Here is a 25,524-nt window from a genome sequence, read left to right on the forward strand (position 1 = left end):
GATATCATACACTAAAAAGCAATAAAAACAAATAAGGGACTAGTAAATGGTTGAAAGATATGCAAGAGAAGAGATGAGTTCAAAATGGACTATGCAAGCTAAATATCAAGCATGGTTAGATGTTGAAAAAGCTGTTGTTAAAGCTTGGAATAGACTAGGTCTTATTCCTGACGATGATGCAAAAAAAATTGTTGAAAATGCTAATTTTTCAGTTGAAAGAATTGATGAAATTGAAGCTGTAACTAGACATGATTTAATCGCATTTACAACAAGTGTTTCAGAAACATTAGGTGATGAGTCAAGATGGTTTCACTATGGAATGACATCTTCTGATACTGTTGATACAGCTGTTGCTTTACAAATGAAAGACTCTTTGAATTTAATTATTCAAGATGTAAAAATGATGATGGAGTCTATTAAAACAAGAGCAAAAGAACATAAATATACTTTAATGGTAGGAAGAAGTCATGGTATTCATGGTGAACCTATTACATTTGGATTAGTTCTTGCTGTATGGTATGATGAGATGGCAAGACACTTAGAAAATTTAGAACAAACTCTTAAAGTTATATCTGTTGGCCAAATTTCAGGAGCAATGGGGAACTTTGCCCATGCACCTTTAGAGCTTGAAGAATTCGCTTGTGAAGAGTTAGGATTATCTTTTGCACCTGCTTCTAATCAAGTAATTCAAAGAGATAGATATGCAAGACTTGCTTCTTCTTTAGCCCTACTTTCTAGTTCAATTGAAAAATTTGCAGTTCAAGTAAGACATTGGCAAAGAACTGAAGTTTATGAATGCGAAGAGTTTTTTGCAAAAGGTCAAAAAGGATCTTCTGCAATGCCACATAAAAGAAATCCAATACTAACAGAAAATATAACAGGACTTGCAAGAATTATCAGAGCTTATGCAACTCCAGCAATGGAAAATGTTGCATTATGGCATGAAAGAGATATCTCTCACTCATCAACAGAGAGATTTTGGCTTCCAGATTCTTTTATCACTTGTGACTTTATGCTTCATAGAATGAACAATGTTATTGCAAATTTAACTGTTATGCCAGAAAATATGATGAAAAATTTAAATTTAACAGGTGGATTAGTATTTTCTCAAAGAGTATTATTAGAATTACCAAAAGCTGGGGTAAGTAGAGAAGATGCATATAGAATTGTACAAAGAAATGCAATGAAAGTTTGGGAAGGCTTACAATCAGATAAACCAACTACAAATGAAAAAGGTGAATCTTTATATCTTCAATATTTATTAGAAGATGAAGAGTTAAGAAACTCATTGAGTGAGGAGCAAATCAGAGAGTGTTTTAATTATGACTATTACACAAAAAATGTTGATGCAATTTTTAATAGAGTATTTAAATAATTTATAAAATTTTAGGTAAAAAAAAGGCAACAAAAATGGCAATAATGATTCAAAAAAGAAACGGTAGAAAAGAAGTTTTAGATATTACTAAAATTCAAAAGATGACTATAGATGCAACAAAAGACTTAGATGGTGTTAGCCAAAGTGAATTGGAATTGGATGCACAAATAAAGTTTATTGATGGTATGAGTTCCTCAGATATTCAAGATGCACTTATTAAAACAGCAGTTGAAAAAATTGATATAGATGTTCCAAACTGGACTTTTGTTGCTGCAAGACTGTTCTTATTTGATTTATATCATAGAGTTGGTAAATCAACACATGGTATTAAGGGTGAGCCATATTGTCATTTAAAAGATTATCTAAGATATGGAAAAGAAGCTGGAAGATTACTTCCTGCTCTTGGTGAGGGTTATGATTTAGATGATTTAAATAATTATATTGATTCAGAAAGAGATTTATTATTTAATTATTTAGGGATTAAAACACTATATGATAGATATTTAATCAAAAATAAAAAAGCCAATCCAATTGAACTTCCTCAACATATGTTTATGGCAATTGCAATGTTTTTAGCACAAGATGAAGATAATAAACAAGAAAGAGCAAAAGAGTTTTATGATGCAATTTCAAAATTTGAGGTTATGTTAGCAACTCCAACTTTATCAAATGCAAGAACAAATAGACATCAACTTTCATCTTGTTATATCGGTTCAAGTCCTGATAATATTGAAGGAATTTTTGATGGTTACAAAGAGATGGCACTATTATCTAAGTATGGTGGTGGTATTGGTTGGGATTGGAACCAAATCAGAGCCCTTGGTGGAGTTATTGATGACCATAAAAGTGCAGCAGGTGGAACAGTTCCATTTTTAAAAATTACAAATGATTTAGCAATCGCAGTTGACCAACTTGGAACTAGAAAAGGTGCAATTGCTGTATATGTTGAGCCATGGCATATGGATATAGTTGATTTTATTGACCTTAAAAAGAATTCTGGGGAAGAAAGAAGAAGAGCACATGATTTATTCCCTTCTTTATGGATAACAGACTTATTTATGGAAAGAATCTTAGAAAACTCTCATTGGACATTGTTTGATCCATATGAAGTAAAAGATTTAAGTGAACTTCATGGAGATGCGTTCAAAAAAAGATATGAAGAGTATGAAAAAGATGAGACTATTACAAAAGATACTATGAAAGCTAAAGATTTATGGAAGAAAATCTTAACTTCATATTTTGAATCTGGAAGTCCATTTTTATGTTTTAAAGATAATGCAAACAGAGCTAATCCAAATGCTCATGCTGGACATATTAGAAGTTCAAATCTTTGTACAGAAATTTTTCAAAATACAAATCCAAACTATTATAAAATAAGATTAGAGTTTGAAGATGGAACAATCAAAACATATGATGAAGATGAGATTATTAAAGTTGATGCAGGACAAGAGAAAAAAGCAAATAAAATAACTGCACTTGATTCAATCAATGGAAAAAGAGTATTTATAGTAGAAAAAGAGAAAATTGATGGTGATACAGCAGTTTGTAACCTTGCATCAATTAATCTTTCAAAAATTAATACAAAAGAGGATATTGAAAGAGTAGTTCCAACTGCAATTAGAATGCTTGATAATGTGATTGATTTAAACTTCTATCCATTAAGAAAAGTAAAAGCAACTAACTTAAAAACAAGAAGTATTGGACTTGGAGTGATGGGTGAAGCACAAATGCTTGCAGAACATCAAATCATGTTTGGTAGTGAACAGCATTTTAAGAAAATTGATTCAGTTATGGAAGCAATTTCATATAATGCTATTAAATCATCAAGTAAACTTGCAGTAGAAAAAGGTGTATATCCTGCATTTGAAGGTTCAAACTGGTCAAAAGGAATAATGCCACATGATCATGCACCTCAAGCTGTTGAAGCCTTGATGAATAAAGATTTATTTGATGGTGGATATGATTGGCAAGAGCTAAAAGAAGAAGTTAAAGAAAATGGTATGAGAAATGGTTACTTGATGGCTATTGCTCCAACATCTTCTATCTCTATTTTAGTAGGTACAACTCAAGCAATTGAGCCAGTTTATAAAAGAAAATGGTATGAAGAGAACTTAAGTGGACTTATTCCTGTTGTGGTACCAAGATTGAGTCCTGAAACATGGCAATATTATATTCCAGCATATGAAGTTGAGCAAACAGATATTATTAAAGCAGCAGCTATTAGACAAAAATGGATAGACCAAGGTCAAAGTACAAATATATTTATGAGTTTAGATAAAGCAAGTGGAAAATATCTACATGAAATTTATACATTAGCTTGGAAACTAGGATTAAAATCTACTTACTATTTAAGAAGTCAATCTCCTGAAGCAAATAATGATGTTGAAGATAGAAGTATGGAGTGTGCAGGTTGTCAATAAGATAACCTTACACACAAGGTATACAAACTTTTAAAAAAGTATTATAAAATAAATTTAAATTTTAAATATAAGAGGAAATCCTAATGGATAGAAAAACGATATATAATCCACAATCAAAAGAGAACTTAAATGATAGAAGAATCTTTGGAGGTAATCCTGATGGTATGATTAACTTTACAAAGTTAAAGTATCAATGGGCACTTAATCTTTGGGATACAATGGAAGCTAATACATGGTTTCCAAAAGAAGTTCAAATGACAGGAGATGCCAAAGATTATAAGTATTTAAGTCCATCAGAAAAAAGAATGTATGATTTAGTACTTTCACAACTTATCTTTATGGATAGTTTACAAACAAATAATCTAATGGATAATATCAATCCATATATAACAGCACCTGAGGTAAATGCTTGCTTGTCAAGACAATCTTATGAAGAAGCTAACCACTCGAAATCATATGCTGTTATGGTAGAAAGTATTTCAGATAATACAGATGAAATATATGAAATGTGGAAAACAGATCTAAAATTAAGAGAAAAAAACAACTATATCGCTGATGTTTACAAAAGTTTAGCAGCTGGTGATAAAGAAGAAATTACAGACCAAAAAATAGTATTAGCAATGTTTGCAAACCAAATCCTAGAAGGATTATATTTTTATGCAGGTTTTGCAGCTATTTATGCACTTGGAAAATCAGGGAAAATGCTTGGAAGCTCTCAGATGATTAGATTTATTCAAAGAGATGAAGTAACACACCTTTTACTTTTCCAAAATATGATTAATTCTGTAAGAAAAGAGAGACCTGATTTATTTACTGATGAACTTGAAGTAATAGTAAGAGATATGTTTAAAAAAGCAGTTGAACTTGAAGCTTCTTGGGGTGCATATATTACACAAGGACAAATTTTAGGTTTTACAGATGCAATAATCACTCAATATATTCAATACTTAGCAGATAGAAGACTTGAAGCAGTAGGATATAAACCTATGTATAATGTAAAACACCCTATTCCTTGGGTTGATGGTTATGCTTCATTTAATGATCAAAGAACTAATTTCTTTGAGGGGAATGTTGTTAACTACTCAAAAGGAAGCATAGATTTTGACGACTTTTAAAAAAAAGAGTTTTATTAATAGCTCTTTTTAGAAATTTCTGCGTTATCGCGGAAATTTCATCACTCACTTACAATAGTAAGCTCCTAATAAAATTACCACTCTAGCCTTGAACTTTCAAAAAATAACTATCACTAAAACTCTTTTTGATATTCATTTATTTATAAAAATAATAATTATAAAGAGATAGAGGAGAGGTTAAAAGAGACAATGTAAATAAAAGCTAGAGGAATATCAATTTCCAGCATTTGTTAAAGCTGAGTTGTTTTAAATTTTTTTCGAAAAAGTCGAGGACTGTTTGAGTAAGTAAAGTGCTAAATGCACTTTACTTAGGAGTTCCGCAGACAGAAAAGAAATTTAAAATGACGAGGGAAGCTTTGCCTTTAACAATTAGCTGCTTGCTTTTTGCAATACTTTTTTCAATAAAAAAGTATTATATAGAATATTATAGTTCTTTCGTTATTCATATAATAAGCCATTTAAACACTCACCTTAACAAAACCATTAATTTCTAAGAATAATCACTTTAAAAGCTATTTATACATAAAATAACACATATTTTAAAAGGATTGACAATGTTAAAAGATAAAGCATTAGGTTTTATAAAAAAGCAGATACTAGATTTAAATGATTTTTCTTATGAAGTAGAAGAAGATGACCAGTTTATACATGTTATTTTTACAGAAGCATTAGGAAAAGAAATAGAAAAAGAGTTTACATTTAAACTAGTAAATGATACATTATATATGCACTCAATTTCATATGGGTGGAAACCTGTAGAAAAAGGTGTAGCAAATAAATATTTTTGGATAGATTTATTAACAAAGGATTAAAATGAATGAAATATTACAAGAGTTATTAAATAGAAAATCAATAAGAAACTTTACAGGTGAAAGTGTAAAAGATGAGGATTTAAAACTTATTTTTGAAGCTGCACAAAGAGCACCAACATCAGTGAATGGACAACAAGTTTCTATAGTATATACAAAAGATAAAGAAAAATTAAAACAAATCAGTGAGTTATGTGCAGGTCAAGAGCATATTAAAAATTGTGAAGTTTTTGTTATGTTTGTGATTGATTATAATAGAACAGCTTATACTCTTGAAAAAATAAATCAAAAGCAGATGATTCAAGAATCAGCTGAGGGAATTATTGTAGGTTCAGTTGATGCAGGTATTATGCTAAGTACTTTACAAACAGCTGCTAGATCATTGGGATATGGAACAACTGCTATTGGAGCTGTTAGATTATCAGTTGAAAAATTTATAGAAATACTAGATTTACCAAAAAATACATATCCACTTGTAGGGTCTACTATTGGTGTACCTACAAAAGAAGCATTACAAGCACCTTTAAAACCTAGAATACCTTTTGATTCTTTTGTATTTGAAGATAAATATGATGATAAAAAAGCAAAAGATGGTATTGAATCTTATGAAACTATTTTAAGTGATTTTAGAAAAGCAAATGGTATGAATTACAAAACATCTTATAAAGAAGAGATGGCAAGATTTTATACAAAAAGTTATACTAGAGATATTAAAAAAACTTTTGAACATCAAGGCTTTATTTTTAAGGATAGTAATTAAAAAATAAAAAAGATACTATGAAGATACTATTTTAAGTTAAACTTTTAAAAGAATAATTTAAAAGGAACCTGCTTTATGCAAAGTAATAAGATATTAAACTCAAGTCTTTTAATATTAACTTTTATAGGTTTAGCAAGCTTTATAGTAGCATTTATTTCAGTTCTTCAAATAAATGATGATACAAAAGAGTTTGATAAAATAAAAAAGATTTCAACTATATCAGAAGAGATAAGATATTATGATGAAGTTTTGACTATGAGTGCTAGAGTTGCTACTTTAAATCAAAACGATTATTGGATAAAAAGATATTATGAAAATATCAATCCATTAGAAAATAGTATAAATGAAGCTATAAAGTTAATGCCTTCTTTAAAAGATAAATTTAAATCTATTGAAAAGACAAATAAAAAACTTATTTCTTTAGAAGAAAAAGCTTTAGAATTAAGTAAAAAAGGTAATTATAAACAAGCTGAAAATTTACTATTTTCTTTAGAGTACAAAAATCTAAAACAAAGTTATATAGTAGGATTAGATTCAGTTTTAAGCGAGATAGAAAAGAAAAATAAAACTCTTCAAAACCATCTTTTTGTAAATATAAACTTCTCTTCTTTTGTTATTCTTTTTTCAATTTTATTTATGATGGTTATTTTTTATTTTATTTTTAAAGAGCTACTTAATAAAAGTAAATATATAAATCATATACTTGATTCACAAAATGCGATAATCTTTATAACTGATGGAAAAAGATTAAAAGTAGCAAATAAAACTGCACTTGAATTTTTCAAATGTAAAACACAAGAGCATTTAAAACAGAAGTTCTTATTTTTATCAGATACTTTTACTAAAGGTGAAAACTATTTAAGTGGTAAAGATTGGTTACTTAATGCTTTTGCTTTAAAAAATAAGATTTTAAAAATAAAAATAGATAATAAAATTTTTCAAATAAACATATCAAAAGATAAAATTGATGATGTAAACTATGTTGTAAGTTTAGTTGATGTTACAGAATTAACACAACTTCAAACACAACTTCAAAAAACAGTAGATATTCAAGTTGAAGATATTAGAAAAAAAGATTTAACTTTAATTGCTCAATCAAAAATGGCAACAATGGGAGAAATGATAGAAAATATTGCTCACCAATGGAAACAGCCCTTATCTATAATTACTCTTAGCTCAACAGGAGTAAAAATGGAAAGTGAGTTTAATGAGTTAACAGATGATTATTTACAAAATGCATTAACAAATATAGAAAAATCTGCAAACTATTTATCACAAACAATTGATGATTTTAAAGATTTCTTTAAAAATGACAGTCTAAAACAACAATATGTATTAGAAGAAGCCTTTAATAAATCAAAAACTTTAATAGCTTCAAAACTAGAAAAAAGAGATATACATATAATTACTTCTTTTGATAGTGGAACAATATATGGAAATAAAAATGAGATAATTCAAGTATTTATGAATCTATTAAGTAATAGTATAGATGCTTTTGATGAGTTTGATTTAGATACAAAAGTTATATATTTTTCTACAAGATACGAAAAAGAGTTTGTTGTTATAAAATTTTGTGATAATGCTGGAGGAATACCTAGTGCAATTATTTCAAAAATTTTTGAGTATAAGTTTTCTACAAAAGGTGAAAATGGTACAGGAATAGGTCTATATATGAGTAAACTTATTATTGATAAAATAGATGGTCAAATTCAAGTAAAAAATAGTACTTTTACTTATGAACAAACAGAGTATAAAGGTGTGGAGTTTACAATTAAATTACCATTAAAAGAGCCTAAAGGCTCTTTTATGCAATAAGAAGTTTTTTTAAATCATCTTTTGCATTAGTTGTAAGTGTAAGATTAAAAGTTTCGCTTAAAAAGTTAAATATATCTTCATTTACAAATTGTGGAGGTTTTGGTCCTAAATAGATATTTTTTACTCCTAAAGAAAAAAGAGCAAGTAAAATAATTACTGCTTTTTGTTCCATCCAAGATAGTACAATTGATACAGGAAGGTCATTAATTGGTGTATCTAAGGCTTGGCTTAGTGCTTTTGCAATCTCAACAGCGCCATTACTATCATTGCATTGTCCTAAGTCTAAATATCTTGGAATACCTGTTCCTTCAATCTCTCCAAAATCAATATCATTAAATCTAAATTTACCACAGCTTGAAGTTAAAATAACTGTATCTTTTGGAAGAGTTTGAGCTAATTCTCTATAATATTCTCCACCTTTTCCTGGTGCATCACATCCTGCAACAACAAAGAATTGTTTAATTTTTCCATCTTTTATTGCATCTAAAATTTGTGGTGCTAATGTTAATATAGTTTTATAATGGTGCCCTGTTACAAGTGTTGTATCTTCGTTTAAATCAACTCCATTTGCATCTTCGCACTCTAAAGTTCTTTTTATAAGTTCATCAAAGTTATCATCTTCAATTTGTGTAGCTCCCTCAACTCCAACTATTTTGTAAGTAAATAGTCTATCAAGATATGTACAGTTTTTCTTTGGAGGCACAATACAGTTTGTATTAACTACAAAAGTTCCAGTAAATTTTTCCATAAGTTTTGCTTGATCGAACCAAGCTTTACCTACATTTCCTTTTAAATGTGGATACTTTCTAAGTTCTGGATAACCATGTGCTGGTAACATCTCAGAGTGAGTATATATATTTATACCTTTATCTTTTGTAGCTATTAAAAGTTTTTCTAGCATTTCAAGATTATGCCCACTAACAAGTATAGCTTTACCTTCAACTTTGTTTTGAGTAACTTTTACAGGAGTTGGAATACCAAACTTTGAAGTGTGAGAGTTTGAAAGTCTATCCATAACTTTAACTCCAGCATTACCTACTTTCATTAATTGATTTATATGGTCATCAAAATTAAAATTTACATTTGTTAATGTAAAGTATAAAGTTTCACTCATAACATCATCAATCTCTTTTGTTAAGGTTGAATCTAATTCATTTAAATGTTCTCTATAAGCACTAAGCCCTTTTAATCCAAATATCATAATATCTTGAAGTCTTGAAAGGTTTTCATCTTTTCCACATGTTCCAACACTAGCACCACTACTACCACAACCATCTTTTTGACTCATTTCACATTGATAACAAAACATACTCATTAAATAATCCTTAATATTTTTTGTTAATTATAAGGATTTTAATAAGTTGTTTCATTGATTAATATCAATATAAAGATTAACAGGCTTCTTGTTCTTTCAAGTTTGCTATATAATTTTCTATAGCAATAGCAACTCTTTTTGATAAAGCAACAGCTTCTACAACTGTTCTAGCACCTGTTACTACATCTCCTGATGCAAATACACCCTCTCTTGTAGTTTCTCCATTTTCATTTGTAACTACTAATCCATCTCCACCAACATTAATTCCTTTTGTATTAGACACAATTAAATCTCTTGGTTGTTGGCTAATTGATACTAAAATAGAATCTGCTTCTTCAAAGCCTTCAATATTTTCTTTTTCTTCATTTGTATTTAGATATTTTATACCTTTTGGAGTAAATTCAAGTGGCAACTTATAAAGATTGAATTTTACTCCATCAATTTTTGCATATTCAATTTCTAATTTTTCTGCACTCATTTGCTCAAAACCTTTTCTATACATAATAGAAACTTCTCTTGAACCATTTCTAATAGCAGTTCTTGCTACATCCATGGCTACATTTCCAGCACCAACAATTACTACTTTTTTACCAAGATTGTAGGCTTTTGGACTTTTTAAATAATCAATTGCAAAGTGTACATTTCCTAATGATTCACCTTTTAAACCCAGTTTTTTAGGTGTCCAAACACCTGTTCCTATAAATACTGCTTTGTAACCATCTCTAAATAATTCATCAATTGTAATGTTTTTTCCAATTAATGTATTTGGTCTAATCTTAACACCAATATTTTTTAGTTTTAATAGCAATTCATCAAGTATTGATTTATCAAGTCTAAAATCAGGTATTCCATATCTTAAAACACCTCCAATTTTATCATGACCTTCATACATTGTGATTTCATAACCTTTTAATGCAAGAATCATAGCAAGACTTATTCCTGCTGGTCCACTTCCAATAATAGCAATACTATGACCATTTGATTTAGGTTTTTCAAACTCTTTATAGTTCATATAGTATGTTGAAATATAGTTTTCTATTCCTCCAACATTTACAGGTGTATATTTTTTATTTAGTACACAGTGTCCCTCACAATGTTTTTCATGGGGACAAACTAATGAACAAATAATTGATAAAGGATTATTTTCAAATATTTTTTCTCCTGCAATTTTTATATCTCCTGCTAAAAATAATCTAATCATCTCAGCAATAGGAGTATTTACAGGGCATCCTTTTTGACATTTTGGTTTTTTACAGTCCAAACATGTCTGTGCAGAATTAATAATATGTTGCATTTTTCACCTTTTAAATTAAACTTAGTTTAAAAATTTTATATAAATTAAATGATAAGTATATGATAAATTTGAAAAATAATAGATAAATTTCTTGTTTTTGTACCTATAAAAAATCTATTAAAGCTGTAATTTTAAATAAGATAATAAAGTAATTTATTAATTTTAGCCATATTTTTATCTCTTCTTATAATTTTTAAGATATAATAATTAAATTTTCAATAAAGAGTAAGTTAGATGCAAGTAGGTAAAAAAATTTTTTTATTATCCCTGTTGTTACTGTTATTAATAGTTTCTTGTGTATATAAACATGCCAATGAGTTTATGAATAGTACAGCTTCTGTTGTTGAAGATAAAGAAGTTCAATTACAAGAAAATAATAATAGTGATGTAGTAGAAGTTGAGTTAGAACCAGTTGATTTACAATTAAAAGAGACTCATGATTCAGTAACAGAAAAAATAATTAAAATTGAAGAAGAGATAAAAAAACCTGAACCAATTATTTTAAAAAGAGTTGATGAGGGTTATAGAAGATCAAACGGCGAACTTTCTTATAAAGACTTATCTAAAAAATCAAAAGCAATTCAAGATGAATTATATTCGATTATGAGAGATGAATCTTTTGAATTTTCAAAAGCAGGTATTGATTATTTAAGTAAAAATGACGAGCTTTTAAATAAAATCTATAAAATTATGGAAAATAATGATAACTTGAGTTTTGAAATTGCTGGCCATGTAAGTATTAGACCAGGAGATGATAAGTACAATAGATATATTTCAGTAATGAGAGCTGCAAATATAAAGAAAAAACTTATATCTATGGGCATAAAAAATACAAGAATGAAAGGAAGAGGATATGGAGATAAGATACCTTTAATTCAAGATGAAATCAAGATTTTCAATAGAATAGAATTTAATATCATAGGAGAATAATTGTGATAGAAATAGCTTCGAAAATAGTATTATGTTTAGTATTAGCAACAATTATTGGATTTTTAATAGGTTACATACTAGGTAGAGCTACAAGAAAACAAGAGTATGCGCCAATGCCACAAAAACCTACTAAAAATGTAGGGAATGTTTATAATAAGCCAGTTATATTTAGTTGTCCACGACCAGCTGGTAAAGATGATTTAAAACAAATAGAAGGAATTGATTCTTTAATTGAAGCACAATTAAATCATCTTGGAATTTTTCACTTTGATCAAATTGCAAATTGGAGTGATAAAAATTCTGATTGGATAGAAAATTATTTGGAAATAGAAGAAAAAATAAAAGAAGAAAATTGGGTAGAACAAGCAAAAGGCTTTACTAAACCTCTTGTATAGTTTTTATACTTAATTTGTAATCATATTGGAATCAACTAGTGTTATAATTTAACTACTTAAATATAAAAGGAGTTAGATTATGATTACGGAATATTCTTTATTATATATGGCAACAGCTAGTTTTCACTTAGCAGGATTATCAACGATTTTTTTACTACAAAGATATAGAATCTTATAAACAAAAGTTTAAGACTTTTGTTTAATAAGTTCTATTACGCATTTTTCAATCATGCTATAAACTTTGTCAAAGCCCTCAAAACCCTCAAAGAAGAAAGGGTCAGGTACATCTTGTCCCTCAAAACCAAAATTACCCAATTTAATTGCATCCTTACAACCTAATTTTTTCAAATCTTGCATATTTCTCTCATCTAAACCAACAACTAAATCATAAGTTTGAAAATCTTCTAAGTTTACTTGTCTTGCTATTTGTCTTGATATATCAATGCCATTTTCTTTTGCAATACTAATAGAGTGTTCGCAAGGACTCTCTCCTATATGCCAACTTCCTGTTCCTGCACTATCAACTTTTATATCTAATTGATTATCTTTTATATATTTTTGGGCAATACCTTGTGCAATAGGAGACCTACAAATATTTCCTAAGCATACAAAAATAATTGATTTAATTTTACTCATAATCTATTCCTACATCTAAAAATTTTCTTATTTTTCTTATTTGTTTTTTATCAAATAAAACTTGTAGTAACTCTTTTGAATCATCAAGTATAACTTCTCCAAAAGGATTTATTATGCTACTTGATTTACAACAGTTGTCATCTGCACTATTTGACGCTATAACAAAACATTGATTTGAAATTGCAAGTGCTTTTACTAAAGTCTCAAAGTGTTCTTTTCTACCTTTTCCCCACATAGCAGGTACAAGTATTATATCTGCACCTTTTAACCTATTCCAATATTTTGTAAATCTAAGTTCAAAACATATTAAAGTTGCAACCTTAAGTTGCCCTATTTTAAAAAATTTTATTTTTTTATCATTTTTGGGTTTAGAAAAGTATTTTTGTTCATTTCCAAGTTTAAAAAGTCTATATTTATCTTGGGTATGAATAATTTGTTTTTGATAAAACATATAAAATCTATTGTAGTAGTTACCATCTTTAAAAATGGTTAGTGTAAGAGCTATAGCCTTATTTTTTGATAACTTTTTTAATCTTTTTATGGCTTTTTTTGAAAACTCTGCAACTTTGTGTATATTATCATAAGAGTAACCAGATAGTGCAAGTTCAGGTGCAAGAATTAAAGAATCATTCTCGCACGAATTTATTAGGTTTTCTAAATAATTAAGATTTTGTTCTAAATCTTTTGTGTAATTAGTTTGAAGAGTTACTAAGTTCATCTTTTGCCAATAAAATTAGTTTATTAACTTCTTCTTCATACTCTTTTGCAGTTTGTTCATTTGTTGATTCAAATCTAGTAACTAATACAGGAGTAGTATTTGAAGCTCTAACCAATCCCCATCCATGTCTAAAGTTTATTCTAACCCCATCAACATCGATTATATCAACTATTTTAGGAAAATTCTTTGGAGGATTTTTAAGAAGCTCTTTTATTTTGTCTATTAATAAAAACTTTTCATCTTCTGTTGTTTTTATTTTAATCTCTTCTGTTGAGTATGTTTTTGGAAGTTTTTCTATTTGTTTATCAATATCCATTCCATTATGAATTAACTCTAAGATTCTAAATGTAGCATAAACTGCATCATCAAAACCATAATATCTATCATTAAAGAAAATATGCCCTGAAACTTCAGCTGCTAAATGAGCATTTACTTCTTTTAGTTTTACTTTTAAATTACTATGTCCTGTTTTGTACATAATAGCTTTTCCAGTCTTATTTATAATATCATACATAACTTGAGTGCATTTAACTTCTCCAACTACAATTGGGTCTTTCATCGTTTTTGCAAAAAGAAGTGCTAAAATATCACCTTTGACATTATGTTTTTTAGTTAAAAATGCAATTCTATCTGCATCACCATCATATGCAAATCCATATAAAGCATCACCTTTTAAAAGCTCTTTTAAATCGTGTAGATTTTTTTCTTCACTTGGGTCTGGATGATGATTTGGAAATGTTCCATCAGGATCACAATATAAGCCTTTGTAATTTAGTTCTAATCTATCTAAAATCTCACATAAAACAGTATTTGCTACACCATTACCACAGTCAATTGCAAAAGGAATGTCAAAACCTTTTAAAAATGAGAACTCTTTTAACATATAATCTATATACATAGCTTTTGCATTAATTTTTTCAAACTGTTTATTGTCTTCTATTTTTATGTTTTGATTTTTGATGATTTCATCACCTAATGTATATATGTCTTCTGCAAAAAATGGAGTATTATTTACTGAGATTTTAAAGCCATTATATTCGCTTGGATTGTGACTTCCTGTAATCATAACAGAAGCATTTGGTTTTATGCCATTAAATGTTTGATAAGATGCAAAATAGTTAACTCCAGTTGCTACCATCCCCATGCCAAGAACTTTAACGCCAGCTTTATTAAATCCACTTGTAAGGTATTCAAATAGTCTTGGAGAATGTGTTCTTGCATCATAACCAACCACAACATATGGAGTTTTAACTGTTTTTTTAATAATTTCTAAACCTAAATAATAAGCAATTAGTTTAACACTTTGTTCATTTAGTTCTTCATCAACTATTCCTCTAATATCATACTCTCTAAAAATAGACTTTTTAATCATAAAGACCCTTACTACAATTTTTTTATTATTATATCGTTTGAAGCTTTAAGAGTACTAACTTTAATTTTGATATAATTTTTCTTTTAAGGAGAAAAATATGATTGAATTAAGTAATTTATATATGTTTATAATTACCTCATTTTTATTATGTATTGCCCCAGGACCTGATAATATTTATGTATTAACACAAGGTATGACAAAATCAAAAAAAGCAGCAATTATTACAACAATAGGGCTTTGTACAGGACTTATTATTCATACAAGTGCAGCAGCTTTTGGTATCTCTATGATTTTTAAGACTTCACAAATAGCTTTTGATATTGTAAAGTATCTAGGAGTAATATATTTACTTTATATTGCATATCAAGTATATAAACATAGAAATGAACCATTAAATCTTGATACAAAAGCTTCAAAGAAAGACTTGAAAGCTTTATATTTTAAAGGTTTTTTAATGAACATTTTAAATCCAAAAGTATCAATATTTTTCTTAGCATTTTTGCCTCAATTTGTAAGTGTTCAAAATGGAAATGTACCTTTACAAATGATTATTTTGGGATTAATTTTCATGGGTTTAACTATTATTTTATTCTCTTTGATAGGAATTGCAGGAAATCTTTTAAGTGAAAAATTATTAAATAATCCAAAAATAGTAAAATATATGAATATCTTAACCTCATTTGTATTAGTAAGTTTAGGGGTAAAACTAGCACTTTCTCAAAGATAGTGACACTTAAGTGATAGCTATCTATCAACATAATTATGGTAAAATAAAAAAATGAAAATATTATTTTTAATTATGATGCCTTTTTTATTGTTAAACTGTAAGGAATTGATTTTACCTATAAAATCTGGAATAGCTTATGATTTACAAAAAGCACTTTTAGGTAAAAAGCTCTTTTTTGATAAAAGATTAAGTAAAGATAATACAATTTCTTGTGCTTCTTGTCATGATCTTGATAATGGTGGAGATGATAATAGAGATTTTTCTATTGGAGTTGATAATAAAAAAGGTAAGATAAACTCTCCTACAGTTTTTAATACACGATATAATTTTACACAATTTTGGGATGGAAGAGCAAAAAACCTAAAAGAACAAGTTAGTGGACCAATACATAACCCAGTAGAAATGGGAACATCGTTAGAAGAAATAATAAAAAAATTACAAAATGACAAATATTATAAAAAACAATTTGCCTTAATATATAAAAATGGTTTTACAAAAGAGAATTTAGTTGATGCAATTTCTGAGTTTGAAAGTGCTTTAGTAACTCCTGATTCAAAATTTGATTTATATCTAAAAGGCGATAAGTCTGCTTTAAATGAAGATGAAATTGAAGGATATAAATTATTTAAAAAAAATGGTTGTATTTCATGTCATAATGGAATAAATATTGGTGGTAATTTATTTCAAAAAATGGGTATTTTAAAAGAGTATAAATCAAAAGTAGGAAACTTAGGAAGGTATGAAGTTACTAAAGATATTGAAGATAAAAGTTATTTTAAAGTTCCAACATTAAGAAATATAAATAAAACATCTCCTTATTTTCATGATGCTTCTGCAAAAACTTTACATGATGCAGTTTCAATAATGATGGAATACCAATTAGGTATGAAAGCAAATAAACAAGAAATAGAAAAAATAATAAAATTTCTAAAAACATTAGATGGAAAAAGACCAGAAATATTGGATAAAAAATGAAAAAAGTTTTAATTATTATATTTATATTTATTTCTCTTATTTTTTCATTGGTTTATACAACTGATCATTCAAACAAGAAAATAGAAGATTTTTTTAAAATGCAAGAAAATATTTCATATTTGATTTCTACAAATAAAAATTTTGATATTTTTATGTCAAGCAGTATTTCTTACAATAATTTTGATGTTATTCAAAAAGATATATTCAAAATAAAAGATATATTATCTCAAATAAAAAAAAGTAATTATTTTGATGAAGAATTATTTACTTTTAATGATGATTTTTTACAAATTAGTGATTTATTTAAGAAAAAGATAAAAACTATTGAAAAACTAAAATCTACTAGTGCTGTTTTAAATAATTCATATAGATATATACAAACAATTTATGAAAAGCTTGATAATAAAGTTTTTAATACAATTTATACACGAATTATAGGCTTAGAGTTTAATAGTGAAATTGATATTAAAAAACTTCAAAATCAAGTAAATAGTTTTAAAGCTAAAGACAATACTGAAAAAATATTTCTTGTTCATGCAAAAAATATTTTGCAATATTTTGAAAAATTCCAAAAACAAAAGCAAGAGATAGAAATTTTAAGATTAAATAAAAAGTTAGATAAGTTTGAAAAAAACTTCAATGACTACTCAAATGTATTCATAGAAGATATAAAAACTGTTTTATGGAGTATTATTATACTTTTATCAAGTAGTTTAGTACTGTTTTTATTTTATTATACAAAAATAGCTTATCAAAAAATTCAATTAAATAGATTTAAACAAGCAGTTGAAAACAGTGATAATATTATTATGACAACTGATTATCATCAAAAAATAAAATATGTAAATGAAAACTTTATTAGACATACTGGATATACCTATAAAGATGTTATTGGTAAAAGAGCTTCTATTTTAAAATCAGGACTTAATAGTAAGAAATTTTATAAAGACTTAAACAAAACTATTTATAGTGGTAAAAGATGGTATGGTGAGTTTGTAAATAAAATAAAAGATGGTAAGTTAAGTTATGAAAAAACCTCTATTTCTCCTATTTTTGATGAAAAAGGTAAAATTATTGAGTTTTTAGCTATTAAACTTGATGTTACAAAAGAAAAAAACATAGAAAAAGAGCTTAAAGAAAAAGAACACTTATTATCACAACAATCAAAAATGATAGCACTTCATGAAATGCTTGATAGTATTGCTCATCAATGGAGACAACCCCTTTCTACTATATCAACAGCAGCAAGTGGAATGAGATTGAATAAAGAGTTTGATTCTTTAGATGATAAAACTTTTTATGAACTGATTGATTCAATAGTTGATAATACATTGTATTTATCAAAAACAATAGATAGTTTTAAAACATTTTTTAAGACAAACCATGAAAATACACTTTTTAATATAAAAAATACTGTTAATAAAGTACTTGATTTGATTGGATATAAATTCAATGAAAATAAAGTAGAGTTTATTTCAAATATTAAAGAGTTAAATATTGAAGGTTTAGAGCATGAACTTATTCAATCTTTAGTAAATCTTTTTAATAATTCTCAAGATGCAATTGCTAAAAATCTTGATAAAGATGATGAAAAATTTATCTTTCTAGATGTTTATGATGATAATGAAAATGTAGTAATAAAAATAAAAGATAATGCTAAAGGTATTGATGATGAAATTATTGATAAAATTTTTGAACCATATTTTACTACAAAACATAAAAGTCAAGGAACAGGTATTGGTTTATATATGACTTATGAAATAATTTCAAAACATTTCTATGGTACAATAGAAGTTAATAATAGCACTTATATGTATAAAGATAAAGAGTACACAGGTGCTTTATTTACAATAACAATACCAAGTAAAAAAGATGATAAAAATAAATAATATAAAAGTTTTATATGTAGAAGATGATGAACTAGCAAGAGAAAATGGGATTGAGTTTTTACAAAACCATTTTGATACTATTTATGAAGCAAGTGATGGTCTTGAAGCACTAAGTTTATATAAAAAATATAATCCTGATATAATAATAACAGATATCCAAATGCCAAAGATTGATGGCTTAGAATTAATTAGTCGCATTAGAAAAGAAGATACAAAAACACAAGCTATTATTACAAGTGCATATAGTACAAAAGAGTATTTACTAAAAGCTGTTGAACTTCATTTAGTAAAGTACTTAATAAAACCAATAAAACATGATGAACTTTTACAATCTTTACAAGATTGTATTGATACTTTAAAAAGTAACAATTCAAATATTATACAAATTTGCGATAATATTAGTTTTGATACTTTTAATAAAACTTTGACAAAAGATAAAGAGCTTGTAAAGTTAAGAGCAAAAGAGATACTACTTTTAGAGCTATTAATAAAAAATCAGAATAGATATGTGACTTATCAAGAAATAGAAAATTATGTTTGGGCAGATGATGTTATGAGTAAAGATGCTTTAAAAACTTTAGTAAGAAGATTAAAAGCCCATTTTTGTTGCAATAGCATTTCAAATCTTTCAGGGGTTGGCTACAAAATTGATGTTTGATATAAATATAGTTTTAGCATATGGAGTAACTTTTGGAATACTTTTGATGAGTATTTTATTTACTGCAATTAGATATGTTTATTTAAAAGAGCTATTTTATTTAGCATATTGCTTAATGCAGATTTTTTCCCTTGCATACATAGTTATATATAGTCAATTTTTTGAGATTCCACCAATTTTTAAAGAGATATCACTAGGTTTTGCAACAATCTTTGCAATAATCTTTGCATTTGCTTTTTTTAAAGTTGAATTTATTCCAATATTTAAAAGCATAAAAGAACTAATGATTTTTACTGCTTTTTTGATTTTTGTTTTAGCAACAGTTTTTTATCATTATATGTTATTTGAGTATTTACCTTATTCTGTTGTCTATTTTTTACTATTTTTATCAGTAATTTTTAATATAAAAGATGGTGTAAAACCTACATTGATTTATGTTGTAGGTTGGTCTTTTGTATGCTTATTTTTATATATTATTCAGTTTAAAACTCTTTATGTAAGAAGTGGTTATGTTGATTTAGTTCTTGTTGCATTTGCTATTGAAGCAATTTTATTTACTTTTAGTCTAGCAAACAAGCAAAAAGAGTTAAAAAATCAAAATATAAACTATGAAAATATGTTATTACATCAAAGCAGATTAGCAAAATCAGGAGCTATGATAGGTAATATTGCTCATCAATGGAGACAACCTTTAAATAACTTGTCATATATTTTTATGAATATAAAAACAAGATTTGAAAATGGTAAACTAAAACAAGACTATTTTGATAAAAAGTTTATGCAAGCAAATGAACAATTGCAGTTTATGTCAAAAACAATTGATGATTTTAAAGACTTTTATACACCAGCAAAGAATAAAGAGGATTTTTTAGTAAAAGAGTCTATAAATAAGGCTTTGACTATTTTAAATGCAAGTTTAAAGCAACAAAGAGTGGATTTAACTCTTACTTTTCATACAAGTGAAGTATCAAAAATCTATGGTATTTCAAATGAATTCTCTCAAGTTATATTAACCTTGATAAAAAATAGTATTGAGGCTTTATCAAACCAAGAGTATCCCAAAATTGATATTGATGTCTACTCAAATCACTCAAGCTTAATAGTTAAAATAAGTGATAATGGAGCAGGTATTTCTAAAAAAGAGCTACCTAAACTTTTTAAACCTTATTTTACTACAAAAGAAGATGGCTTTGGTATTGGACTTTATTTGGTTAAGACTATTATAGAAGATAGTTTTAAAGGAACTATTGAAGCTAAGCCTTTGAAAAAAGGCTTAGAGTTTATAATAACTATTGAAAAAAGCTTTTAAAAGCTATATTATAAGCTTATAAAAATTTATAAGTATTGTTCTATTTTTTCTTTAAAGCTTCATATGCAACTAATATTTTTTTTCTTTCAATTCCCCATCTATATCCAGTCATAGCACCAGATTTTCCTAAAACTCTATGACAAGGTATTAAATATCCAATAGGATTTGATCCTATTGCATTTGCAACGGCTCTTACTGCTTTTGGATTCTCTAAATATTTTGCAACCTCTTGATATGTAGTAATTGAACCATCTGGAATATTAATCAAAGCTTTCCACACATTTATTTGAAAGTTCGTTCCTTTTAAATAAAGACTAAATTTTTTGTCTTTTTTTATAAATATACTATCTAAAACCTCAGTTGCTTTTTTATTATCTTCAATCAAATCAGCTTTTGCCCATATTTGTTTAAATCTTTTATATACATCTTCTTTATTTGTATCATAAAAACCTAAAAAACATATCCCTCTTTTTGTTAGTGCAATTAAGGCATTTCCAAAAGGTGTATATCCATAACCATATGTTATTTGAACATTTTGACCTAGCTGTTTATACTCTTTTGGAGTAACTCCAATTACATTGACAAACAAATCATGCAATCTACTTGGACTTGATAGTCCTAAATCCAATGAACTTTCTAAAATAGATGTTGATTCTTTTAAGTGTTCTTTTGCATAATTTAATGTAATTGATTGTAAAAATTGAATAGGTGTAACACCAACGTACTCTTTAAATACTCTAATAAAGTGATATTTGCTCATACCAATATATTCAGCAATTGTATCAATACTTGGTTGTTCTTTAAAGTTTTCATCAATAAATTTTATTGCTTTTACGATTTTATTGTAGTTTTCATTTTGTAAATATAGTTTATCTTCGCTCATCTTATATCTTATAAAAAATGGTTTAAGTGGAAAGTATACCACTTAAACCTTAAATAAGTACAAGAAACTATTAGTAAGTAGATTGAGAATAAATAACAAAATTAGAAGCAAGAGCTTCAAGTTCTTTGTTTATATCATCTTGAAGTTTTGTGTTTTCAATGTCGTCTAAAACATCGCAAATTTTATTTGCAATAAACTCAAACTCTTTCTCTTTCATTCCTCTTGCTGTTAATGCAGGACTTCCTATTCTAAGACCACTTGTTACAAATGGACTTCTAGTTTCACCTGGAACTGTGTTTTTATTTACTGTTATACCTGCATTCCCAAGTGCTGCATCTGCATCTTTTCCTGAAAATGGTTTATTTAAAAATGATACTAATACTAAGTGATTATCTGTTCCATCACTTACTAAATCATATCCTCTTTTTACTAATACATCTGCTAATACTTTTGCATTTGCTTTTACTTGTTTTGCATAATCTTTCCATGATGCTTGTAAAATCTCTCCAAATGCTACTGCTTTTGCTGCAATTACATGTATTAATGGCCCACCTTGAATTCCTGGAAATATTGCTGAATTAATCTTCTTTGCAATATCTTCATCATTTGTTAATATAAGTCCACCTCTTGGTCCTCTTAATGTTTTATGTGTAGTTGTTGTTACAACATGTGCATGTGGAAATGGTGATGGATGTTCATTGGCTGCAATTAAACCTGCAATATGTGCAACATCAGCAAAAAGAAAAGCACCAACTTCATCTGCTATTTCTCTAAATCTTTTAAAGTCAATCTCTCTTGCATATGCACTTGCACCACAAACAATAATTTTTGGTTGAACAATTTTTGCAATTTCTAAAACTTTATCATAATTAATTCTTCCATCAAGCTCAACTCCATAATAAAAAGCAGAGTAGTTCTTTCCTGAAAATGATGGTTTTGAACCATGAGTTAAATGTCCACCATGAGATAAATCCATACCTAAAATTTTATCACCAGCTTTTAATAATGCTGCATATACTGCACCATTTGCTTGGCTTCCTGAATGTGGTTGTACATTTGCATATTTACAATTAAAAATCTCACAAGCTCTATCTATTGCTAGTTGTTCTACTTCATCAGCAAATTCACAACCTCCATAATATCTTTTATATGGATATCCTTCTGCATATTTGTTAGTAAATACTGAACCCATTGCTTCCATTACTGCTGGGCTTGTAAAGTTCTCACTTGCTATCATCTCTAAATGATTTGTTTGTCTTTTTAACTCTTTTTGTATTATTGAATATACTTTCTCATCTGCTTGTTCTAAGTTTGCGCTTGTTATATAACTCATTTATTGCTCCTGTTTGTTAACTTTATTAAATTCCAAAATTTAAAGAAGTATAACCAAAAATTTTTTTTTCTACAATCCAGATATTGCTAAATTACTTAAAGCTATCATTTCTTGGATAAATAAATGATATTGTTTGTTCTTTAAATACTTCTTTTGGATTCTCTTTTGCAAACATAACTATTTTTACATCTATTGGAGTATCCTTTTTATCAGATAGAAATAATCTTTTTTTAGTCTCTAAAATTAGAACTTTTTTAACTCTTTTATCTATACCCAATTTAAATGGTTTGAATCTTTTAAGTGTAAAGTTTTTGTTATCAAGAATTTTTATGTCAAAGGTATATGCTTTTTTATCTCTATTTTGAATTGTTAATAAATAGTTATTTGTAACATGACCATCTTCTTTTATATTATAAAGTTTTGTTGTTTTGTTTACATTTAGCAAAAAGTACTCTTTTTTAGATGCAGAAATAACTAATAATACAAAACATATCCCAATTGCTACGTAGTACATTATGTTTCTAATACTAAAGTAGTTCGTTTTTTTATCATTTATAACTTCGTTTGTACTTCCCCAATCAACAAGTGTCTTCTTACCAAGTTTTCCCATTACACTTGTACATGCATCTACACACTCAAGACAGTTTATACATTCAACTTGTAGACCTTTTCTAATATCTATTCCTGTTGGACAAATTTTTACACAAGCTTCACAAGCAGTACACTCTTCATGCTCTTGTAGTTGCTTAGCTTTAAAGATAGTTTTTTCTCCATTTTTATATATCTCCCCTCCTCTATTTGTATTATAAATAGCTTGGATTGTATTATCATCATATAAAACAGATTGTATTCTAGAATAAGGACATACATATGTACAAAAGTGCTCTTTTGTAAAAACAATATCATAAACTAAAAAAAGTGCAACAGTTACAATAAACATTACCATAAATACATGATCTTTTGGTTCTTGCATATATCTAAAGAAATCTTCTGGTGGAATAAAATACCACATAAAGTTTGTAGCAATTATAAGTGATAAGATACCAAATAGACTAATAGATAAAATCTTTTTGATTTTATTTTCTGTTTTTGAATAATCAACATCTTTTACTTTATTTTTAATTCTTCTTAGATTAAAAATCTTAGACTCTATTAAATCCCTATAAATTACTCTAAAAATAGTTTGAGGACATGCCCATCCACACCAAATTCTACCACCAATAGCAGTAGTTGCAAAAATACCAATAAATAAAATCATAAGTAAAAATGGCATGATGTAAAGCTCTTGCATCTCAAAAGCAAAACCTAAAAAGTGAAATTCCATTCTATCAAAAGATAGTAGTAGCATATGATTACCATTTATTGTAATAAAGGGCAATACTAAAGTAAAAATTGTAATGGCAAAGAAGTTTAAATATCTCTTTTTTGCATATGTCATAAAAGCCTCCTAAAATATTTAATAACACTTTAGTGACATTTGGTGGCAAAAAAGTAAGCTTGAAAGTAAAAAGTGAAAAAAAGTGACAAATTAGATAATATTATCTAATTTGTCCATTTCCATAAATCTTATATTTAAATGTAGTAAGGTCATTTATTCCCATAGGACCTCTTGAATGAAGTTTATTAGTAGATATACCAACTTCTGCACCAAGTCCAAAAGCACCTCCATCAGTAAATCTTGTACTTGCATTTGCATATACACAAGCTGCATCAACTTCATTTAAAAATTTATTTACAACAGAGTAATTTTCACTAATTATACATTCAGAGTGTCCAGAACCATGTTTATTGATGTGACTAATAGCATCACTTACATCTTTTACTACTTTAATAGACAAGATATTTGCTAAATACTCTGTATCAAAATCCTCTTGTGTAGCAAGTGGAATATCAATATACTCAACTGTTTCTTCACAACCTCTAAGCTGAGTATTTTTACTCATAAAATTTTCATGTAGTGGTGGTAAGACATAGTTTGCTACATCTTTATGAACTAATAAAGTCTCCATTGAGTTACAAACACCAGGTCTTTGACATTTTGCATTGATTGCAATTTCAATTGCTTTTTTACCATCTGCAAACTTATCAATATATGTGTGACATAATCCTTTATCATGTTTAACAACAGGAATAGTTGCATTTTGGCTTATAAATTTAATTAGAGCTTCTCCTCCTCTTGGAACAAGTAAATCAACGTATTTATCTTGTTTTATAAACTCTGCTACCCCTTGTCTTGTAGAGTTAGGTAATAATGAGATAGCTTGTTCAGGAAGTTTATTTACTGCTAATACATTTCTTAAAATATCTGCAATTGCTTTATTACTATGTTGTGCTTCTTTTCCACCTTTTAAAATACATACATTCCCACTTTTAAAACAAAGGGCAGCTGTATCACTTGTTACATTTGGACGGCTTTCATAAATTATTCCAATTACTCCAATAGGAATTGATACTTTTTGAATATTTAATCCATTTTCTGTTACCCATCCATCAAGAGTTCTTCCTACAGGTTCTTTAAGACTTGCTATTTGTCTAATTGCATTTGCCATAGCTTTTACTCTGTCATTTGTTAGTAAAAGCCTATCTTTTAAATCCAAGCTTAAATTTTCTTGCTCTGCTGCTTGCATATCTTTACTGTTATTATGTACAATAAAGTCACTATGTTCTATTAAGGCATCTGCCATTTCATTTAGTACTTTATTTTTAACTTCTCCACTAAGTGTGGCTATTTCTCTACTGATTTTTTTTGATTGTTCTAAAAATTGTTGCATTTGAATT

The 25,524-nt window shown here is 27.4% G+C and carries 22 protein-coding genes; 13 read left to right on the plus strand and 9 right to left on the minus strand.

What is annotated here, in order from left to right:
• Window positions 1-46 precede the first annotated feature (46 nt).
• From purB to AMRN_RS14385, 6 genes are all read left to right on the plus strand, one after another.
• Window positions 47-1,375: an adenylosuccinate lyase gene (purB, locus tag AMRN_RS00075; RefSeq protein WP_099310656.1), complete on the plus strand. Its 1,329-nt coding sequence runs from the start codon at window positions 47-49 to the stop codon at window positions 1,373-1,375.
• Window positions 1,376-1,416: 41 nt separating this feature from the next.
• Window positions 1,417-3,795 carry a ribonucleoside-diphosphate reductase subunit alpha gene (locus tag AMRN_RS00080; RefSeq protein ID WP_191282185.1) on the plus strand — a complete coding sequence of 793 codons (2,379 nt, stop codon included), beginning with the start codon at window positions 1,417-1,419 and terminating at the stop codon, window positions 3,793-3,795.
• An 83-nt stretch (window positions 3,796-3,878) separates the two neighbouring features.
• A complete protein-coding gene (locus AMRN_RS00085; protein ID WP_099310654.1) occupies window positions 3,879-4,910 on the plus strand; it encodes a ribonucleotide-diphosphate reductase subunit beta in 1,032 nt (343 codons plus the stop codon).
• Between the two features lie 572 nt (window positions 4,911-5,482).
• A complete protein-coding gene (locus tag AMRN_RS00090) occupies window positions 5,483-5,740 on the plus strand; it encodes a hypothetical protein (RefSeq protein WP_099310653.1) in 258 nt (85 codons plus the stop codon).
• A gap of 1 nt (window position 5,741) precedes the next feature.
• Window positions 5,742-6,497 (plus strand): nitroreductase family protein, encoded by a 756-nt coding sequence (locus AMRN_RS00095; protein WP_099310652.1) that lies wholly within the window; start codon window positions 5,742-5,744, stop codon window positions 6,495-6,497.
• A gap of 1,119 nt (window positions 6,498-7,616) precedes the next feature.
• On the plus strand, window positions 7,617-8,312 hold the full coding sequence (locus tag AMRN_RS14385) for a sensor histidine kinase (RefSeq protein WP_419777953.1): 696 nt from the start codon (window positions 7,617-7,619) through the stop codon (window positions 8,310-8,312).
• Here AMRN_RS14385 and hcp read toward each other — a convergent pair.
• Both hcp and AMRN_RS00110 read right to left on the minus strand, forming a co-directional pair.
• On the minus strand, window positions 8,302-9,627 hold the full coding sequence (gene hcp, locus AMRN_RS00105) for a hydroxylamine reductase (RefSeq protein WP_099310650.1): 1,326 nt from the start codon (window positions 9,625-9,627) through the stop codon (window positions 8,302-8,304). The two genes, AMRN_RS14385 and hcp, sit on opposite strands and share 11 nt — an antisense overlap.
• A 76-nt stretch (window positions 9,628-9,703) precedes the next feature.
• Window positions 9,704-10,921, minus strand: coding sequence for an NAD(P)-dependent oxidoreductase (locus tag AMRN_RS00110; RefSeq protein WP_099310649.1), 1,218 nt, complete (start codon window positions 10,919-10,921; stop codon window positions 9,704-9,706).
• Window positions 10,922-11,242: 321 nt separating this feature from the next.
• On the opposite strand from AMRN_RS00110, the gene AMRN_RS00115 reads away from it, so the two are divergent.
• Both AMRN_RS00115 and AMRN_RS00120 read left to right on the plus strand, forming a co-directional pair.
• Complete coding sequence (locus AMRN_RS00115; protein ID WP_165772940.1) at window positions 11,243-11,851, plus strand: OmpA family protein; 609 nt, start codon at window positions 11,243-11,245, stop codon at window positions 11,849-11,851.
• Between the two features lie 2 nt (window positions 11,852-11,853).
• A complete protein-coding gene (locus tag AMRN_RS00120; protein ID WP_099310647.1) occupies window positions 11,854-12,246 on the plus strand; it encodes a hypothetical protein in 393 nt (130 codons plus the stop codon).
• A gap of 186 nt (window positions 12,247-12,432) precedes the next feature.
• Here the strand turns inward: AMRN_RS00120 and AMRN_RS00125 are convergent, their stop codons facing one another.
• The 3 genes from AMRN_RS00125 to AMRN_RS00135 are packed head-to-tail and all read right to left on the minus strand — an operon-like array spanning window position 12,433 to window position 14,972.
• A complete protein-coding gene (locus AMRN_RS00125) occupies window positions 12,433-12,882 on the minus strand; it encodes a low molecular weight protein-tyrosine-phosphatase (RefSeq protein WP_191282144.1) in 450 nt (149 codons plus the stop codon).
• A complete protein-coding gene (locus AMRN_RS00130; RefSeq protein WP_099310646.1) occupies window positions 12,875-13,600 on the minus strand; it encodes a carbon-nitrogen hydrolase family protein in 726 nt (241 codons plus the stop codon). Before AMRN_RS00130 ends, AMRN_RS00125 begins: the two co-directional genes overlap by 8 nt.
• On the minus strand, window positions 13,575-14,972 hold the full coding sequence (locus AMRN_RS00135; protein WP_099345320.1) for a phosphomannomutase/phosphoglucomutase: 1,398 nt from the start codon (window positions 14,970-14,972) through the stop codon (window positions 13,575-13,577). The genes AMRN_RS00130 and AMRN_RS00135 overlap by 26 nt, the downstream gene beginning before the upstream one ends.
• 97 nt (window positions 14,973-15,069) lie before the next feature.
• On the opposite strand from AMRN_RS00135, the gene AMRN_RS00140 reads away from it, so the two are divergent.
• Genes AMRN_RS00140 through AMRN_RS00160 form a run of 5 tightly spaced genes read left to right on the plus strand, consistent with a single transcriptional unit; the run spans window position 15,070 to window position 20,530 of the window.
• Complete coding sequence (locus AMRN_RS00140) at window positions 15,070-15,699, plus strand: LysE family translocator (protein ID WP_099310645.1); 630 nt, start codon at window positions 15,070-15,072, stop codon at window positions 15,697-15,699.
• Between the two features lie 51 nt (window positions 15,700-15,750).
• Window positions 15,751-16,674: a cytochrome-c peroxidase gene (locus AMRN_RS00145; protein ID WP_099310644.1), complete on the plus strand. Its 924-nt coding sequence runs from the start codon at window positions 15,751-15,753 to the stop codon at window positions 16,672-16,674.
• Window positions 16,671-18,563 carry a PAS domain-containing sensor histidine kinase gene (locus AMRN_RS00150; RefSeq protein ID WP_099310643.1) on the plus strand — a complete coding sequence of 631 codons (1,893 nt, stop codon included), beginning with the start codon at window positions 16,671-16,673 and terminating at the stop codon, window positions 18,561-18,563. The genes AMRN_RS00145 and AMRN_RS00150 overlap by 4 nt, the downstream gene beginning before the upstream one ends.
• Window positions 18,547-19,221 (plus strand): response regulator, encoded by a 675-nt coding sequence (locus AMRN_RS00155; RefSeq protein ID WP_099310642.1) that lies wholly within the window; start codon window positions 18,547-18,549, stop codon window positions 19,219-19,221. The genes AMRN_RS00150 and AMRN_RS00155 overlap by 17 nt, the downstream gene beginning before the upstream one ends.
• Complete coding sequence (locus tag AMRN_RS00160; RefSeq protein WP_099310641.1) at window positions 19,214-20,530, plus strand: sensor histidine kinase; 1,317 nt, start codon at window positions 19,214-19,216, stop codon at window positions 20,528-20,530. The genes AMRN_RS00155 and AMRN_RS00160 overlap by 8 nt, the downstream gene beginning before the upstream one ends.
• A gap of 40 nt (window positions 20,531-20,570) precedes the next feature.
• On the opposite strand, the gene AMRN_RS00165 is transcribed toward AMRN_RS00160, so the two are convergent.
• From AMRN_RS00165 to AMRN_RS00180, 4 genes are all read right to left on the minus strand, one after another.
• Window positions 20,571-21,413: a bifunctional helix-turn-helix domain-containing protein/methylated-DNA--[protein]-cysteine S-methyltransferase gene (locus AMRN_RS00165; protein ID WP_099310640.1), complete on the minus strand. Its 843-nt coding sequence runs from the start codon at window positions 21,411-21,413 to the stop codon at window positions 20,571-20,573.
• Window positions 21,414-21,483: 70 nt separating this feature from the next.
• Window positions 21,484-22,746 carry a serine hydroxymethyltransferase gene (locus AMRN_RS00170; RefSeq protein ID WP_118897334.1) on the minus strand — a complete coding sequence of 421 codons (1,263 nt, stop codon included), beginning with the start codon at window positions 22,744-22,746 and terminating at the stop codon, window positions 21,484-21,486.
• Between the two features lie 91 nt (window positions 22,747-22,837).
• On the minus strand, window positions 22,838-24,184 hold the full coding sequence (gene ccoG / locus AMRN_RS00175; RefSeq protein WP_099312716.1) for a cytochrome c oxidase accessory protein CcoG: 1,347 nt from the start codon (window positions 24,182-24,184) through the stop codon (window positions 22,838-22,840).
• Between the two features lie 100 nt (window positions 24,185-24,284).
• Window positions 24,285-25,517: a glutamate-5-semialdehyde dehydrogenase gene (locus tag AMRN_RS00180; protein ID WP_099312718.1), complete on the minus strand. Its 1,233-nt coding sequence runs from the start codon at window positions 25,515-25,517 to the stop codon at window positions 24,285-24,287.
• Window positions 25,518-25,524: the final 7 nt, after the last annotated feature.

Source organism: Malaciobacter marinus (assembly GCF_003544855.1).
GTDB classification, from domain to species: Bacteria; Campylobacterota; Campylobacteria; order Campylobacterales; family Arcobacteraceae; genus Malaciobacter; species Malaciobacter marinus.

Coding starts and splice junctions, on each gene's coding strand:
- AMRN_RS00095 (WP_099310652.1), top strand. CDS start 5,742: ATGAATGAAATATTACAAGAGTTATTAAATAGAAAATCAATAAGAAAC.
- AMRN_RS00115 (WP_165772940.1), top strand. CDS start 11,243: ATGAATAGTACAGCTTCTGTTGTTGAAGATAAAGAAGTTCAATTACAA.
- AMRN_RS00130 (WP_099310646.1), bottom strand. CDS start 13,600: ATGAACTTAGTAACTCTTCAAACTAATTACACAAAAGATTTAGAACAA.
- AMRN_RS00125 (WP_191282144.1), bottom strand. CDS start 12,882: ATGAGTAAAATTAAATCAATTATTTTTGTATGCTTAGGAAATATTTGT.
- AMRN_RS00180 (WP_099312718.1), bottom strand. CDS start 25,517: ATGCAACAATTTTTAGAACAATCAAAAAAAATCAGTAGAGAAATAGCC.
- AMRN_RS00140 (WP_099310645.1), top strand. CDS start 15,070: ATGATTGAATTAAGTAATTTATATATGTTTATAATTACCTCATTTTTA.
- AMRN_RS00165 (WP_099310640.1), bottom strand. CDS start 21,413: ATGAGCGAAGATAAACTATATTTACAAAATGAAAACTACAATAAAATC.
- AMRN_RS00135 (WP_099345320.1), bottom strand. CDS start 14,972: ATGATTAAAAAGTCTATTTTTAGAGAGTATGATATTAGAGGAATAGTT.
- hcp (WP_099310650.1), bottom strand. CDS start 9,627: ATGAGTATGTTTTGTTATCAATGTGAAATGAGTCAAAAAGATGGTTGT.
- AMRN_RS00170 (WP_118897334.1), bottom strand. CDS start 22,746: ATGAGTTATATAACAAGCGCAAACTTAGAACAAGCAGATGAGAAAGTA.
- purB (WP_099310656.1), top strand. CDS start 47: ATGGTTGAAAGATATGCAAGAGAAGAGATGAGTTCAAAATGGACTATG.
- AMRN_RS14385 (WP_419777953.1), top strand. CDS start 7,617: ATGATAGAAAATATTGCTCACCAATGGAAACAGCCCTTATCTATAATT.
- AMRN_RS00110 (WP_099310649.1), bottom strand. CDS start 10,921: ATGCAACATATTATTAATTCTGCACAGACATGTTTGGACTGTAAAAAA.
- AMRN_RS00090 (WP_099310653.1), top strand. CDS start 5,483: ATGTTAAAAGATAAAGCATTAGGTTTTATAAAAAAGCAGATACTAGAT.
- AMRN_RS00160 (WP_099310641.1), top strand. CDS start 19,214: ATGTTTGATATAAATATAGTTTTAGCATATGGAGTAACTTTTGGAATA.
- ccoG (WP_099312716.1), bottom strand. CDS start 24,184: ATGACATATGCAAAAAAGAGATATTTAAACTTCTTTGCCATTACAATT.
- AMRN_RS00145 (WP_099310644.1), top strand. CDS start 15,751: ATGAAAATATTATTTTTAATTATGATGCCTTTTTTATTGTTAAACTGT.
- AMRN_RS00085 (WP_099310654.1), top strand. CDS start 3,879: ATGGATAGAAAAACGATATATAATCCACAATCAAAAGAGAACTTAAAT.
- AMRN_RS00155 (WP_099310642.1), top strand. CDS start 18,547: ATGATAAAAATAAATAATATAAAAGTTTTATATGTAGAAGATGATGAA.
- AMRN_RS00150 (WP_099310643.1), top strand. CDS start 16,671: ATGAAAAAAGTTTTAATTATTATATTTATATTTATTTCTCTTATTTTT.